The 14272-nt window shown below is 67.3% G+C and carries 14 protein-coding genes and 1 tRNA gene; 6 read left to right on the forward strand and 9 right to left on the reverse strand.

The features are described 5' to 3' along the window. The first annotated feature begins 20 nt into the window (after positions 1-20). Both AC1RLU_RS08995 and AC1RLU_RS09000 read left to right on the forward strand, forming a co-directional pair. Positions 21-779, forward strand: coding sequence for a GntR family transcriptional regulator (locus AC1RLU_RS08995; protein ID WP_492795077.1), 759 nt, complete (start codon positions 21-23; stop codon positions 777-779). Then, positions 776-1969 (forward strand): mandelate racemase/muconate lactonizing enzyme family protein, encoded by a 1194-nt coding sequence (locus AC1RLU_RS09000; protein WP_492795079.1) that lies wholly within the window; start codon positions 776-778, stop codon positions 1967-1969. The genes AC1RLU_RS08995 and AC1RLU_RS09000 overlap by 4 nt, the downstream gene beginning before the upstream one ends. A 7-nt stretch (positions 1970-1976) precedes the next feature. On the opposite strand, the gene AC1RLU_RS09005 is transcribed toward AC1RLU_RS09000, so the two are convergent. Both AC1RLU_RS09005 and AC1RLU_RS09010 read right to left on the reverse strand, forming a co-directional pair. Next, positions 1977-3344 carry a sigma-54-dependent transcriptional regulator gene (locus tag AC1RLU_RS09005; RefSeq protein ID WP_492795080.1) on the reverse strand — a complete coding sequence of 456 codons (1368 nt, stop codon included), beginning with the start codon at positions 3342-3344 and terminating at the stop codon, positions 1977-1979. After that, positions 3341-5161, reverse strand: a complete 1821-nt coding sequence (locus AC1RLU_RS09010; RefSeq protein WP_492795082.1) for a sensor histidine kinase — start codon at positions 5159-5161, stop codon at positions 3341-3343. The genes AC1RLU_RS09005 and AC1RLU_RS09010 overlap by 4 nt, the downstream gene beginning before the upstream one ends. 207 nt (positions 5162-5368) lie before the next feature. Here AC1RLU_RS09010 and AC1RLU_RS09015 point away from each other — a divergent pair, with 207 nt between their 5' ends. Then, positions 5369-6703 (forward strand): dicarboxylate/amino acid:cation symporter, encoded by a 1335-nt coding sequence (locus tag AC1RLU_RS09015; protein WP_061964231.1) that lies wholly within the window; start codon positions 5369-5371, stop codon positions 6701-6703. A gap of 78 nt (positions 6704-6781) precedes the next feature. On the opposite strand, the gene AC1RLU_RS09020 is transcribed toward AC1RLU_RS09015, so the two are convergent. From AC1RLU_RS09020 to AC1RLU_RS09030, 3 genes are all read right to left on the reverse strand, one after another. Continuing rightward, positions 6782-7981: a mandelate racemase/muconate lactonizing enzyme family protein gene (locus tag AC1RLU_RS09020; protein ID WP_113586100.1), complete on the reverse strand. Its 1200-nt coding sequence runs from the start codon at positions 7979-7981 to the stop codon at positions 6782-6784. 72 nt (positions 7982-8053) lie between these two features. Further along, entirely contained in the window at positions 8054-8821 is a 768-nt protein-coding gene (locus AC1RLU_RS09025) for an SDR family oxidoreductase (RefSeq protein ID WP_492795252.1), read from the reverse strand. Positions 8822-8828: 7 nt separating this feature from the next. Beyond that, positions 8829-9578 (reverse strand): FadR/GntR family transcriptional regulator, encoded by a 750-nt coding sequence (locus AC1RLU_RS09030; protein ID WP_492795084.1) that lies wholly within the window; start codon positions 9576-9578, stop codon positions 8829-8831. 158 nt (positions 9579-9736) lie between these two features. Between AC1RLU_RS09030 and AC1RLU_RS09035 the strand changes: the two genes are divergently transcribed. Beyond that, a complete protein-coding gene (locus AC1RLU_RS09035; RefSeq protein WP_091855625.1) occupies positions 9737-9943 on the forward strand; it encodes a hypothetical protein in 207 nt (68 codons plus the stop codon). A 409-nt stretch (positions 9944-10352) separates the two neighbouring features. Then, positions 10353-10428 (forward strand) — tRNA-Phe (locus tag AC1RLU_RS09040). 63 nt (positions 10429-10491) lie between these two features. On the opposite strand, the gene AC1RLU_RS09045 is transcribed toward AC1RLU_RS09040, so the two are convergent. The 4 genes from AC1RLU_RS09045 to AC1RLU_RS09060 form a co-directional block, all read right to left on the reverse strand. Further along, entirely contained in the window at positions 10492-11772 is a 1281-nt protein-coding gene (locus AC1RLU_RS09045; RefSeq protein ID WP_492795086.1) for an NAD(P)/FAD-dependent oxidoreductase, read from the reverse strand. Between the two features lie 83 nt (positions 11773-11855). After that, a complete protein-coding gene (yacG, locus tag AC1RLU_RS09050; RefSeq protein WP_061964244.1) occupies positions 11856-12062 on the reverse strand; it encodes a DNA gyrase inhibitor YacG in 207 nt (68 codons plus the stop codon). Then, positions 12055-12876, reverse strand: coding sequence for an SDR family NAD(P)-dependent oxidoreductase (locus AC1RLU_RS09055; RefSeq protein WP_492795088.1), 822 nt, complete (start codon positions 12874-12876; stop codon positions 12055-12057). Before AC1RLU_RS09055 ends, yacG begins: the two co-directional genes overlap by 8 nt. 97 nt (positions 12877-12973) lie before the next feature. Continuing rightward, entirely contained in the window at positions 12974-13582 is a 609-nt protein-coding gene (locus AC1RLU_RS09060; RefSeq protein WP_061965502.1) for a Maf-like protein, read from the reverse strand. Between the two features lie 303 nt (positions 13583-13885). Between AC1RLU_RS09060 and AC1RLU_RS09065 the strand changes: the two genes are divergently transcribed. Then, positions 13886-14269, forward strand: coding sequence for a hypothetical protein (locus tag AC1RLU_RS09065; RefSeq protein ID WP_113586090.1), 384 nt, complete (start codon positions 13886-13888; stop codon positions 14267-14269). Positions 14270-14272 lie beyond the last annotated feature (3 nt).

Here is a 14272-nt window from a genome sequence, read left to right on the forward strand (position 1 = left end):
AGCGAGAGGCAGAGAGCCGGATGACGGATACGGGCGGACAAGTGCGGGCAGCCGAAACAGCGACACCGGAGCGAGCGAAAAGCGCCGCCCCCGATTGGCAGCCGCTGCAGCCGCAGACGCTCGTCGATCATGCGATCGAGGCGATCATCGCCGGAGCCGCCGCCGGGCTGATCCTGCCGGGCGACCGGATCGTCGAGGTCGATCTCGCCCGCAAGCTCGGGGTCAGCCGCGTGCCGGTGCGCGAGGCCTTGCGCCTGCTCGAGAGCCAGGGCGTCGTGGTCAGCGAACCCTATAAGGGCATTCGGCTCCGCCCGGTGACGAACGAGCGCGTCTCGGACCTGATCGAGGCGCGCATTGCGCTCGAGGCCAGCGCGGTGGTGCGCGCCGTCGCGGCCGGTCGCAACCGCGGCCATCACCTCGACGAGTTGCGCCGCGCCGTCGCCGAGATGGAATTGATGGCAGCACGCGGCAGCGCCTATGGCGTCGCGGTCGCCGATACCAACTTCCACCGTGCGCTCTGCCGGCTCGGCGGCAACAGCGTCACCTTCGACCTGTGGGAGACGCTGGCCCCGCAATGCACGATCATCTTCGGCCTCGCCACCTTCGGCAAGCCGATGGCCGGCGTGGTCGAGGAACATGTCGACCTGCTCGCGGCCTTCGAGGCCGGCGATATCGCGGTGATCACCCGCACGCTCGACGAGCACATCACCGTCATGAATCACGCGATGGATTACGAGGCCATCGTCGCCCAGCGCCGCAAGGAAAGGGATTTGCCGTGAACGACCAGCCCATCCAAACGCGCGCAGCAAGCCGGGCGGGGTTGCCGCCCTTCCGCATCACCCGGATCGAGGCTGCTCCCCTCTTCGGCGAGAGCCCGAAGGGCGGCTGGTCGGCGGAGATCCGGCCGGAGGATTCGATCCATGCGCTGATCGCGGTGCATACCGACCAGGGGTTGACCGGCTATGGCAGCGTCTTCACCGATGGCCGCCTCGTCCAGGCGGGCCTCAAGGTGCTAGAGCCGCTCTTTCTCGGCGCCGATGCGCTGTCGCCCGATTTCGTCAGCGAGAAGCTGCACCAGAACACCTTCTGGATGGGCCGTGGCGGCACGCTGACGCATACGATCAGCGGCATCGACATCGCGATGTGGGACATTCTCGGCCAGGCAACGGGCTTGAGCGTCGGGCGGCTGCTCGGCGGGCGCTATCGCGAGCGCGTGCAGCCCTATTGCTCGCTGCTGATGGAAGAGCCAGCGGCGATGAAGGACGTCGTCGCGAGCTACCGCGACAAGGGCTTCAGCGCCTTCAAGATCGGCTGGGGGCCGTTCGGCCGGGCGCTCGACACCAAGCTCGACGAGGCGATCGTGCGCGCGGCGCGCGAGGCCGCCGGCGAGAAATCCAGGCTCTTCGTCGATGCCGGCGCCAGCGACGCGCTCTGGCCACATGGGCTGAAATGGGCCAAGCGCACGGCCGAGATGCTGGCCGATTACGAGGTTGGCTGGTTCGAAGAGCCCGTCAGGCCCGATGCCATTGACGATTATCGCGAGTTGCGGCGCTCCTCGCCCGTGCCGATCGCCGGCTGCGAGGTTCTGACCCGTCGCCAGAGCTTCATTCCCTGGCTGACGACGGGTGCGCTCGACATCGTCCAGCCCGACGTCACCAAGGTCGGCGGCATCTCCGAGCAGCGCCGCATCGCCTGGATGGCCTATGATCTCGGCATCAAATATGTCGGCCATGGCTGGAACACGGCGCTCGGCCTCGCCGCCGACCTGCAGATGGCCTGTGCCTTCCCCGATGCCGACCTCGTCGAGTTCATCGGCGGCAGCCCTTATGTCGACGGCATTCTCGCCAAGCCCTTCGCGCTCGATGCCGAAGGCTGGCTGACGATTCCCGACCTGCCGGGGCTCGGCGTCACGATCGATCGCGACAAGCTCGGCCGCTACACGCCGGATCCGCAGGCGCTGTTCGGCTGAGCCTCGCTCACTCCGTTATCGCGTAAGCCGCCCGATCGATTCCGTGGCGGGTGAGCTTGTCGTAGAAGGTCTTGCGGGGGATGCCGAGCATTTCCAGCGTCGCCCGGACATCGCCGCGATTGGCCTCCAGCGCCTCGCGGATCAGGTTCGCCTCGATCGCATTGAGGCGATCCGGCAGGCTCGCGACCGGAACGTCAGGGCGGGCTGATTGCGCCGGCAGATCGCTGGAGAGGCCAAGCGCGACACGCTCAGCGAAATGGACGAGCTCGCGGACATTGCCGGGCCAATCGTTCTCGACCAGATGGCGCTCGACCGCGCGATCCAGCGCCGGCACCGGCCGGCGGTATTTCTCGGCCGCACGAGCCAGGAAGCGGGTGAAGAGCAACGGAATGTCGCGGCGGCGCTCGCGCAAAGGCGGGATACGCAGCGTCACCACGTTCAGCCGGTAATAGAGGTCCTCGCGAAAATCGCGGCGCTGGGCGGGATCGCCGAGATCGGCCTTGGTCGCGGCCACGACCCGGAGGTCGACGCGGCGCAGGTCGTTCGAGCCGAGCGGCGCGATCTCGCGCATTTCCAGCACGCGCAGCAGCTTGACCTGCGCCGAGAGCGGCATGCTCTCCAGTTCGTCGAGGAAGAGCGTGCCGCCGCTGGAATGCTCGATGCGGCCGATCCGCTTTTTCTGCGCGCCGGTGAAGGCACCGGGCTCGTAGCCGAACAATTCGCTCTCGATGACGCTGTCGGGCAGCGCGCCGCAATTCAGCGCGACGAACGGTTTTTCACGGCGACGCCCGAGCCGGTGCAGCAGGCTGGCGACGACCTCCTTGCCGGTGCCGGTCTCGCCGAGCACGAGCACGTCGACATCGACATCGGCGAGCTCGCGGATGGTCTGGCGCAGCCGCGTGATCGCAGCGGTCTCGCCGATCAACGCAGTCTCCTCCTCGCCCTGCTCGGCCAGCGCGCGAAGGCGGCGATTTTCGAGGACGAGCGCACGCTTCTCGGCGGCCCGCCGGAGCGTCTCGACGAGGCGCTCGCCGGCATAGGGCTTGGCGATGAAGTCATAGGCTCCCTCGCTCATCGCACCGACGGCAGTGGCGATATCGGCATGACCAGAGATCATGATCACCGGGATATCGGGATCGAGCGCCCGCAAGCGCCGGAACAGCTCGATCCCGTCCATGCCGGGCATGCGGATATCAGTGACGACGATGCCCGCGTAATCCGGCCCGATCCGCTCCAGCGCCGCCTCCCCGGACGGCAGCCCCACCGCCCGGAACCCGGCGAGGCCCAAGGCTTGGACATTGGCGTCGCGCAGGTCGGGATCGTCGTCGACGAAGGAGACCTCGATCGCGGCGATGGAGCCTGCGGAATCGCTCATGCCGCCGCCCTTTCGAGAGTGATGACGAAGCTGGCGCCGGCGCCAGGAGCGCTTGTCGCGGTCAAGGTGCCGCCGAAGGAGACGATCATGTCCTGCGAGATCACCAGCCCGAGGCCGAGCCCCTTGGGCTTGGAGGTGCTGAACGGCGTGAAGAGCTGCGCCAGAGCCTGCTCGGACAGGCCGGGGCCGCGATCGGTGATTGCGATCTCGACCCGGTCGTCCTTCGGCGTGACCGTGATCGCGAGCGCAGACTCGCCGCCCTGCCCGCCTTCCATCAGGGCCTCGATGGCATTGCGCAGCAGATTGACGAAAACCTGTTCGAGTTCGATCGGACGGGCGATGACGTGGACCGGCTCCGGCGGAGCGATGACGTGCGGCGTCACGCCGGCTTGGCGCAGAGGGCCTTCGAGCAGGGTCAGAGCACCGTCGATGATCGTGCCGATCGGGACCGGGGCGAGCGGTTCCTTGCCGCGCCGGGCGAAGCCGCGCAAAGCCTCGGTGATCGCGCCGATCCGGTCCGTCAGCGAAACGATGCGGATTAGTGCGCCGTCGGCATCCGCGGGCTCGGCGCGCTTGAGGAAGGTACGCGCGTTCTCGGCATAGGTGCGCAATGCCGCCAGCGGCTGGTTGACCTCATGGGCGACGCCGGCCGTGATCTGGCCGAGCGTCGCGAGGCGGTTGGCCTTGGCCAGCTCCTCGCGGAGATTGGAGAGCCGTTCCTGCGCCCGCGTGCGCTTCGCCATCTCGGCCACGAGGCGCTCGTTCGCACCGGCCAGTTCGGCCGTGCGCTCGGCGACGCGATCCTCCAGCTCGGCTTTGGAGCGGGCATCGGCCTCCTGCCGAGCGAGGTTGCGCTGGCGGCGATAGAGGGCGAAACCAGCCAGCGCCGCCCCCGGCATCAGCAGGAGCGCGACCAGCGCCTGCGATTGCGAGCGCCCGGCGGTGATCGCGGCATCGACGGGCTGAAGCACCTCGAGCAGCCAATCCGTCGTCGCGACGGGCTGGCGCATGCGGACATAGCGGCCGGCGAAGGCGCCGGCGCCCTGAACGAGATCGCCGCGCTCCTGCAGGGGCAGCAAGGTCAGCGGCGCGGTGCCGAACTGTAGCGAATCCCGGATCGCCGCCGCGGTCGCCGGATCGAGTGGCGCCTCGACCCCGAAACGCCAGTCCTCGACCGTCGAGAGCAGCACGACGCCGCGCTTGTCGACGACATAGGTCTGGCCTCCGAGCGCGCGCCAATCGGCCTCGACGCGGTCGAACTCGGCCTTGACGACGATGACGCCCAGGCTGCGGCCGCCCTCCTCGATCCGCCGGGTGACATAGAGGCCGGGGCGCTGACTGACGGTGCCGAGCGCGAACTGCTCGGCCGCTCCATTCGCGACCGCGCCCCTGAAATAGTCGCGAAAGCTGTAGTCGTTGCCGACGAAGCTCGTCGGCTCGTTCCAGTTGCTGGCCGCGATCGCGACACCGTCCGGGCCGAGCAGATAGATCACCGCGGCTCGGGCCTCCTTCGCGATCGCCTCCAGCTTGAGGTCGAGCCCATGGCGGCTGCCGCCGGTCAGGGCCTGCCGCACATCAGGATCGCGGGCGAGGATCACCGGCAGGGCGCGCTGCTTCTCCAGCTCGCCACGCAGGATCGCGAGCGCCAGCGTGCCGCTATCCGTCGCGCGGCTCTCCGTCGCGGCGATGGCGCGGCTGCGGCCGATCTCACCGGCGGTGAAAAGCGAGGCGACCGCGAGCCCCGCGACGACCAGCCCGAAGACCAGCCAGCGCAGCGTCGCGGCACTCTTCCACGGATCGCGCCCGGAACGGCTCATCCATCTGTCGTTGTGCGGAATCCCGCACAAATCAAGAGGCGGGGTGCGGAATTCCGCCCGCAACGCTCGCAAAACGATTCCGAACTGAACCGCAACTCATTGGTTTATCTGGATTTCCGGAAAACGGTCTGGTTGGCACGTGGGTTGCGAAAGAGGGGCAGCGGTTTCGAACAAAACCAAGACGACCGCCGACCCAAGGAGCAGAACATGGCGACCCCGATCGACATCGCGCCCGCTCATCCGGCGCATCCCAGAAAATTCTATCAGCATCTCTATGTGCAGGTGCTGTTCGCCATCGCGGCGGGCATCCTGCTCGGCCATTTCTGGCCGGACCAGGGCACGGCGATGAAGCCGCTCGGCGACTCCTTCATCAAGCTGGTGAAGATGATCATCGCGCCGGTGATCTTCCTGACGGTTTCGACCGGCATCGCCGGCATGACCGACATGAAGAAGGTCGGGCGCGTCGCCGGCAAGGCGATGATCTATTTTCTCTGCTTCTCGACGCTGGCGCTGATCGTCGGCCTGATCATCGGCAACGTGGTCCAGCCCGGCGCCGGCCTGCATATCAGCCCGGCCAGCCTCGATGCCAAGGCCGTCCAGGGCTATGCCGCCAAGGCGCATGACGCGAGCGTCGTCGGCTTCCTGCAGAACATCATCCCGGACACGATCGTCGGCGCCTTCGCCTCGGGCGACATCCTGCAGGTGCTGTTCTTCTCCGTACTGTTCGGTCTGGCCCTGGCGATGGTCGGCGAGCGCGGCAAGCCCGTGCTCGACTTCCTGCAGGCGCTCTCGACGCCGATCTTCAAGCTGGTGGCGATCCTGATGAAGGCCGCCCCGATCGGCGCCTTCGGCGCGATGGCCTTCACCATCGGCCGCTACGGCATCGGCTCGGTCGCCAATCTCGCCTTCCTGATCCTGACCTTCTACATCACGGCGGCGGTCTTCGTGCTCGGCGTGCTCGGCATCGTCGCGCGCTATAACGGCTTCTCGATCCTGGCACTGATCCGCTACATCAAGGACGAGATTCTCCTCGTCGTCGGCACCTCCTCCTCGGAAGCGGCCCTGCCGAGCCTGATGGAGAAGATGGAGGCGGCCGGCTGCAAGCGCTCGGTCGTCGGCCTGGTCATCCCGACCGGCTATTCCTTCAATCTCGACGGCACCAATATCTACATGACGCTGGCGGCGCTGTTCATCGCCCAGGCCATGGACATCCATCTGCCGCTCGGCGACCAGATCCTGCTGCTGCTCGTCGCGATGCTCTCCTCGAAGGGCGCGGCCGGCATCACCGGCGCCGGCTTCATCACGCTCGCGGCGACGCTCTCCGTCGTTCCGGCCGTGCCGGTCGCCGGCATGGCGCTGATCCTCGGCATCGACCGCTTCATGTCGGAATGCCGCGCGGTGACCAACTTCATCGGCAATGCCGTCGCCACGGTGGTGGTGGCGCGCTGGGAAGGCGAGCTCGACGAGAACCGCCTGAAGGCGGCGCTTGCCGGCAAGCTGCCGGACTTCCTCGACGAGCCCCTGATGGCCCCGGCCGAGTAATCCGGGCCCGCTAAAAAAGACGAAAGCCGCCGCCGGCATCCCGGCGGCGGCTTTTTTTTGTTTTCGAACGCTGTCGTCTCAGAGCGTCGAGCGGCGCACGGTCAGATCGGAGCGCTCGTAGACGGCCGGCAGCAGGTCGACACCAAGGCCGGGCGCTTCCATCGGATAGACATAGCCGTTCTCGATCCGCGGCATCTCGGTGACCAGCTCCAGATACCAGCCGCGATAGAAGGCGCGCACCGATTCCTGGATCAGCGTGTTCGGCTGGCTGAAGGAGGTGTGGACCGCCGCGACGAAGCCGACCGGACCGATGCAGTCATGCGGCGCGAAGGGGCGGTGCCAGGTCTCGGCCAGCGCCGCGATCTTGCGGCCCTCGGTCAGGCCGCCGGTCCAGCACAGGTCGACCATCACGACATGGGCGGCGTCGCGCTCCAGCATGTCCTTGTAGGGCCAGCGCGAACCCAGCGTCTCGCTGGCGCAGACCCAGACATCGGTCGAGCGAGCGTATTCGGCCAGCGCCTGTGGCGAGTTCATCCGGATCGGGTCCTCGTACCAGGTCGGCTTGTAGGGCTCGAGCACGCGGGCGATCTGCTTGGCGGTCGGCAGGTTCCAGAGCGAGTGGAACTCGACCATGATCTCCATCTTGTCGCCGACGGCCTTGCGAATCTTTTCAAAGGGCTCGACCGCCTTCTTCATCTGCTCGGCGGTGATGTGGAGGCCGTGGTTCTCGATCGCGGCGGGATCGAAGGGCCAGATCTTCATCGCCGTGATGCCCTGCTCCAGGAGGCTTTCGGCAAGGACATCGGCGCGGTTCATGAAGCCGTCGAGATCCTCATAGGGGCTGGCCTCGTCGCCCAGGCTCCAGTTAGAGACCGGCTTGATGTTGCTGGAGCGGACATAGCGGGTGCCGGCGCAGGTGTTGTAGATGCGCTGCTTGTCGCGGCAGAGCCCGCCGAGCATCTGATGCACCGGCTGGCCGCAGACCTTGCCGAAATGGTCCCAGAGCGCGATGTCGATCGCCGAGGTCGCACGGGATTCCGCACCGGTCGAGGACTGCGCCATCGGCAGGTTGGTCATCTCGCGATGCAACGCCTCGATATGCAGCGGGTTCTTGCCGAGCAGGCGCCCGGCCAGCGTGTCATGGATATGCGCCTCGACCGAGCGGGCACCGTAGAAGGTCTCGCCCAGGCCGACATGGCCGGAATCGGTGTGCACGCGGACCCAGAGCACATTGCCGAATTCCTCGGCGCACAGGGTTTCGATGGCGGTGATCTTCATGGCGTTCCGTCCTGTTGGATCTTTTCGGGAGCGGGCGCCAAGGCCCCTCGCCGCTTGTTGGCTATTGGAGGCTCAAAGCACCGAGATCATGCCGCCGTCGACATAGATGATCTGGCCGCTGACATAATCGGCGGCCGAGGAGGCCAGGTAGACGCAGGTGCCGGCGAGCTCGTCCGGGCGGCCCCAGCGGCGCGCCGGGGTGCGACCCTTCACCCAGGCGTCGAAGGCCGGGTTGTTGATCAGGGCCTGGTTCATGTCGGTGAGCATGTAACCGGGGCCAATCGCATTCGCCTGGATGCCGAGTTCGCCCCATTCGGCCGCCATGGCCTTGGTCAACATCTTGATGCCGCCCTTCGCCACCGTGTAGGGCGCGACCGTGGCGCGGGCGAGCTCGCTGGTCAGCGAGCCGATATTGATGACCTTGCCATGGCCGCGCTTCGCCATGCGGCGGGCGGCCTCGCGGCCGACGACAAAGGCGCTGGTCAGGTTGGTGTCGAGCACGCGGCGCCAGTCTGCCGTCTCCAGCTCCAGCATCGGCTTGCGGAACTGGATGCCGGCGTTGTTGACGAGGATGTCGACCGCAATGCCCTCGGCATCGAGCGCGGCGAAGGCGGCCACGACCGCCTGTTCGTCGGTGACGTCGAAGTTGAGTCCGCGCGCGGTGTGCCCGGCAGCGTTCATCGCCGCCACCGCCTCCGCCAGACGACCAGCATCGGCACCGTTGAGGATGATGCTCGCGCCGGCTGCCGCGAGCCCTTCGGCCATGGCACGGCCGAGCCCGCGGGAGGAACCGGTCACGAGCGCGGTGCGCCCCGAGAGATCGAAAGGTGAGGTCACGATGGAGGTCCTATTTCGCTTTGGTCTGGAGCGCCGGGTGGGCCGGCATCGGGCCGCCCGCGGCGAGCTGGGCTGCGTAACGGCGATAGGATTCGCCGATATGCTTGCGCATCGCCTCGCCGGCCCCGGCCGGGTCCCCGGCGCGGATGCGGTCGAGGATCGCAGCATGATCGGCGCGGCGGATCGCGACGTTGGCCTCCTCGCCGCGATCCTTGTCGCGCATGCTGCGGATCGAGTTCAGCAGCGGGCTCGAGACGAACTGGAGCACGGTCAGGAAGAGTGGGTTATGCGCGGCCGTGGCAATGGCGAGATGGAGCGCCAGGTCATGGGCGGAGCTGTCCTCCCCCGCATCGTCGGCAGCATTCAGCGCGGCCTCGGCGGCGCCCATGTGCTCAAGATTCTCAGGCGTATGGCGCAGCGAGGCCAATTGCGCCGCCTCCACTTCCAGCCCGAGGCGGAACTCCAGGAATTGCAGGATCGACTGCTCGGAAGCCGCGATCTCCGCGCGCCGCAGGCGCAGGGAATCCTGCTGGTTGACGAAGAGCCCGAGCCCCCGGCGGGTTTCAACGATGCCGTCGGCCTTCAGATAGGCGATGGCCTCGCGCACCACCGGCCGGCTGACGCCGAGCTGGCGGGCGAGTTCGGTCTCGGAAGGCAAACGCGCGCCGGGCGGCAAGGCGCCCGAGCGGATCGACGTCGCCAGCGCGGTGGCGGCATCGCTCGCGAGATTGGGCCTGGATCCGATGGACGACAGCTGCATGGCGGTTTCCTGCTGAGCGCAGCATTGTCATGTTATCAGTTGTCTGACAACCATACTTCTGCCTTTTGCAGGTTCCGAACGTCATGTCGACTTATCGATCGAAGCCGGCGATGAACCTCGTTTGCGGGCAAAACTTGCCCGATTCCCGCATTGGGACCATGCTCATCCAGATGAAGCTCCTGCTCGTCCTCGGGATCGTCGTGAGCTGCGGCCTTGCGATCTGGCTGGCGCTGGATGGCAACGCCGTGATCGCGTTGCCGCTGGTCATCGTCGTCAGCGCCCTCGTGCGGACCCTGGTCCGCGTCATCAACGGCAAGCATTTCCGCCCCGCCGAAACGCCGATCGCCCAGGATTCGGAAGACTGACCGGTCGCTCACGGTCGCCCGGGCCAGCCCGTGTTGACCGCCACCGGCTGGAAGCGCGAATCCTGCGAGCTGGACGAAGCTTCGTTCCAGGTCATGAGCCATGTCATCGGCTTCGCCCCGTCGCGTCATGGCCATGCCGCGATCGGAGAATCGGGCAGGCCCGCGCGCGGCGCCCGCCGCCATCGATGGCCTCGCCACGGTGCTCGGCCGCAGCCGATCCCGGAAGCAGCGGCGCCTTCCTGGATCGCATCCGCCACCAGGCGGCACCGGATTGCATCGATCCGATCCACAGGCCGGAAGCCCGTTGGCGGCCGCGGTGAAGAAAGCCGGCTGAAGTGACTGGACAGGCCGGGCGCCTGCCTCTATATCGCCCCCACCAACACGGACGGCCTTGCGCCGCTCCCGGTTCGCCCAGGTAGCTCAGTTGGTAGAGCATGCGACTGAAAATCGCAGTGTCGGCGGTTCGACTCCGTCCCTGGGCACCATTCTTCCGCTATGCGGTCGGCTCCACAAAGACATCGGCGGCTTGAAACAGTTCGCGTGATGCGTCACCGCGCGTCCCGGCTGCCCCCTGGCTCGCGCTGCGTGATGAGTCGGGCGCTGCGGTGTCCGCTGACATAGATCCACAGCCAGTTGAGCGCGACGGCGAGCCGGTTGCGCAGGCCGATCAGGAAGAAGATGTGGGCGATGCCCCAGATCCACCAGGCCAGGCGCCCGCGCAGCTTGATCCAGCCGAAATCGACGATGGCCGCCCGCTTGCCGATCGTCGCGAGATTGCCCGCGTTTCGATAGCCGAAGGGGGGTGGAGCCGGCTTGCCCCGCAGCCGCGCCTTGATGAGGCCAGCGACATAACGCCCCTGCTGCTTGGCGGCCGGCGCGATGCCGGGCACGGGCTTGCCGTCGGCGCCCGCAACGAAGGCGGTATCGCCGATCACGAAGATGTCGGGCTCACCGGGAGCCGAGAGATCGGGCTCGACGCGGACTCGGCCCGCCCGATCGGCCGCCGCTCCCAGCCATTCCGCCGCCGGCGAGGCTGCGACGCCGGCAGCCCAGAGAATGGTCCGGGCCGATAGAAACGCCCCGCCGAGCATGATGCCGTCAGCGCGGCATTCGGAGACCGGCTGGCCGAGCCTGACCTCGACCCCGAGGCCGTTCAGCGCCCGTTCGGCATAAGCGGAAAGATCTTCCGTAAAACCTGCTAGGATGCGCGGACCGGCTTCGACCAGAATCACACGGGCGCTGCGCGTGTCGAAATTGCGGAAATCACCGCGCAATGTGTCATGCGCCAGCTCGGCGATGGTGCCGGCGAGTTCGACGCCGGTCGGCCCTGCTCCGATGATGACGAAGGTCAGCCATTCCGCCCTCCGCTCGGCGTCTGTCTCCCATTCCGCCTGCTCGAAGGCCGAGAGGATGCGCCGCCGGATGCGGGTGGCGTCCTCCAGCGTCTTCACGCCCGGCGCATAGGGCTCCCATTCGTCATGGCCGAAATAGGAATGGCGCGCGCCGGTCGCGAGGATCAGCGTATCGAAGGCGATCGGCCGCTCGCCCTCCAGCAGCACCTGCTTGTTGGCCTTGTCGACGCCCGTGACCGTGCCGAGCAGGGTCGTGACGTTCTTATGGCCGCGCAGCAGGAAGCGGATCGGCCAGGCGATCTCCGAGGTCGGCAGCGAAGCGGTCGCGACCTGATAGAGCAGCGGCTGGAACAGATGATGGTTGCGCTGGTCGATCAGCGTGATCCTGACCGGCGCGTCCGCGAGGTTGCGCGCCGCTTCCAGCCCGCCGAAACCGGCGCCGACAATAACGATGTGAGGTTCAGGACCACTGCTCATCTGTCGAACCACTCCAGAGCCGGATGGGTAAGGCTACCATCGTGGCGCAGGATGGCGACTCCCGTGAGGCGCGGCGGAAGAACTCAGTCCTCGCGCTCGCGCTCCTGCGGCGCGCCCTCTTCCGCCTCGTCGACCGGCTCGCCGGGAATCACGTAGCTGCCCTTGAGCCAGCGGCCGAGATCGATATCGGCGCAGCGCGCCGAACAGAATGGCTTGAAGCGCGCGACCGCCGGCTTGCCGCAGATCGGACAGGGCTTGGCGGCCGGCGGGGCGTTTTCGGTGTCAGTCATATTTGAGCGTGATTCCTCCATCGACGACGAGCTCGATGCCGGTGACATAGCGCGCCTCGTCGCTGGCGAGGAAGAGCGCGGCATTGGCCACGTCCCAGGCCTCGCCCATATGCCCCATCGGGACCTGGGCGGCGCGGGCGGCCCACATCGCATCGACATCGCCCTTGCCGTAGACGGCGGCAAGGCCGGCGGAATGCTCGACCATCGGCGTCTTCATCAGGCCGGGCAGGATCGCGTTCACGCGAATCTTCGGCGGGGCGTATTGCGCCGCCGTCGTGCGGGTGAGCTGGTTCAGCGCCGCTTTGGTCGCGGAATAACTGGCATAAGGGACGCCAGTGTGGCGGATCGAGGCGATCGACGAGATGTTGATGATCGAACCGCCCTCGCCCGTCTCCTCGAACTGGCGCTGCATCACCGGGATGACGTGCTTCATCGCCAGGAACGGGCCGGTGAGGTTGACCCTGAAGACGCGCTCCCAGACCTCCTCCGCGAGATCGACCACGCTGCCGACCTCGGCGATGCCGACATTGTTGTCGAGGATGTCGATGCGGCCATAGCGGCCGAGCGCATGGGCGACGAGTTCGGCGACCTGCTCGGCCTTGGTGACATCCGCCTGCATGGCGAAGGCCTCGCCGCCCTCGTTGCGGATGATACCGGCCGTCTCCTCGGCCGCGTCACGGTTGATATCGGCGCAGACCACCTTCGCGCCCTCGCGGGCAAAGGTCGTCGCCGTCGCCTTGCCGTTGCCCCAGCCCGGCCCGATCGACCCTGCCCCGGCCACGATCGCGACCTTGCCGCTCAGACGTCCCGTCATCTCCGCTTCCCCCTTGTCGGCGCGTTCCAGCGCGTCGCGTTTCCCGGCCGCAGGATCGATCGTGAAAAGCGATCAGGCAACCCGCATGGGCGCCGTGTCAGGCTGCGTTCATCCAGCCGAAGCGGATGGGGAAGCCCTCGCCGCCGAGGAGATTGACCGTCTCGTAGAGCGGCAGCCCGACGACGCCGGTATAGGAGCCGACGAGCTTGACGACGAAGGAGCCGGCGATGCCCTGCACGGCATAGCCGCCGGCCTTGCCGCGCCATTCGCCCGAGGCGAGATAGGTCTCGATATCCTCGCTGGAGAGGCGCTTGAAGCGCAGGCGCGTCTCGACGATGCGGTCGCGGACCGTGCCTGAGGGCGTCACCAGCGCGACGCCGGTATAGACGCGATGCGCCCGCCCCGAGAGCAGCCGCAGGCAGGCCGCCGCCTCGTCGACGATCTCGGCCTTGGGCAGGATGCGCCGGCCGACGGCGACGACCGTGTCGGCGGCGAGGATATAGCAGCCTTCGAGATCGGCGCGGGCCTTCGCGCCCTCACGCGCGGCCTGCGCCTTCTCGCGCGCTAACCGACGGGCCAGGTCACGCGGGCGCTCGCCCTTCAACGGAGTCTCATCGAGATCAGCGGGGAGCAGCGCATCCGGCTTCAGCCCGGCCTGTTCCAGCAGCGCGAGGCGGCGCGGCGACGCCGACGCGAGAACCAGCATCGGCCGCCAGCCGGAATGTTTGGGAGTGGAGAAAAGGCTCAACAGGCTGCTCGACAGGAATCCGGGCCGCAGGGTTTCGGCGCGGATCAAGCCTTAGAGCATTTCGGCAGGGCGATAAATCCATCCACGACGGTATCGGCCGGAACATCGCCTTCCGGGTTTTGGACGGAGCACGCCGGTTCCATGCGGTCACGGCCGACGGCTCTGGTATACTAGGCATTGCCAAGCCGGGCCTTTGACGGCAGACTCCCTTCCCCTCGGCGTTACGTCTCCTGGTTTCGTCGGCTTACCGGAGTCCTAACCATGCCGAGATCGCGCAAATCGACGGGCTCCGCCCTTGCGACCGGGGCGGAGGCGCAGGCTCTTGCGGCGCGCCTGATGTCGATGCAGGCCGACGCCGGCCTGACCATCGCCATGCGGATGCCGTTGCTGATGAAAGGCGCCTTCGGCGACAGCCGTGGTCAGCGCGAAGCCACCAAGGCCGTGATGGAGAAGGCCTCGGCCGTGTTCGAGAGCAGCCTTGCCGCCATGCAGGCGACAACCGCGTTCTGGTGGGGCCTTGCCCTCCACCCGCCCGGGCAGTTCGATCTGGCGACGGCGGCGGTCAAGGTTGCCGACAGCACGCTGGAGCCTTTCGCGCGACGCACCCGCGCCAACGCCGCCCGGCTCAGCGGATATCACCGCTAAACC

This window comes from Allobosea sp. GW822-FHT05A11 (assembly GCF_058800455.1).

What these genes read in the sequence shown, in the direction of transcription:
- AC1RLU_RS09065 (WP_113586090.1), top strand. Translation starts at nt 13,886, where the DNA reads ATGCCGAGATCGCGCAAATCGACGGGCTCCGCCCTTGCGACCGGGGCG.
- AC1RLU_RS09035 (WP_091855625.1), top strand. Translation starts at nt 9,737, where the DNA reads ATGCTCATCCAGATGAAGCTCCTGCTCGTCCTCGGGATCGTCGTGAGC.
- AC1RLU_RS09010 (WP_492795082.1), bottom strand. Translation starts at nt 5,161, where the DNA reads ATGAGCCGTTCCGGGCGCGATCCGTGGAAGAGTGCCGCGACGCTGCGC.
- AC1RLU_RS09005 (WP_492795080.1), bottom strand. Translation starts at nt 3,344, where the DNA reads ATGAGCGATTCCGCAGGCTCCATCGCCGCGATCGAGGTCTCCTTCGTC.
- AC1RLU_RS09045 (WP_492795086.1), bottom strand. Translation starts at nt 11,772, where the DNA reads ATGAGCAGTGGTCCTGAACCTCACATCGTTATTGTCGGCGCCGGTTTC.
- AC1RLU_RS09055 (WP_492795088.1), bottom strand. Translation starts at nt 12,876, where the DNA reads ATGACGGGACGTCTGAGCGGCAAGGTCGCGATCGTGGCCGGGGCAGGG.
- AC1RLU_RS09015 (WP_061964231.1), top strand. Translation starts at nt 5,369, where the DNA reads ATGGCGACCCCGATCGACATCGCGCCCGCTCATCCGGCGCATCCCAGA.
- AC1RLU_RS09020 (WP_113586100.1), bottom strand. Translation starts at nt 7,981, where the DNA reads ATGAAGATCACCGCCATCGAAACCCTGTGCGCCGAGGAATTCGGCAAT.
- yacG (WP_061964244.1), bottom strand. Translation starts at nt 12,062, where the DNA reads ATGACTGACACCGAAAACGCCCCGCCGGCCGCCAAGCCCTGTCCGATC.
- AC1RLU_RS09030 (WP_492795084.1), bottom strand. Translation starts at nt 9,578, where the DNA reads ATGCAGCTGTCGTCCATCGGATCCAGGCCCAATCTCGCGAGCGATGCC.
- AC1RLU_RS09060 (WP_061965502.1), bottom strand. Translation starts at nt 13,582, where the DNA reads ATGCTGGTTCTCGCGTCGGCGTCGCCGCGCCGCCTCGCGCTGCTGGAA.
- AC1RLU_RS08995 (WP_492795077.1), top strand. Translation starts at nt 21, where the DNA reads ATGACGGATACGGGCGGACAAGTGCGGGCAGCCGAAACAGCGACACCG.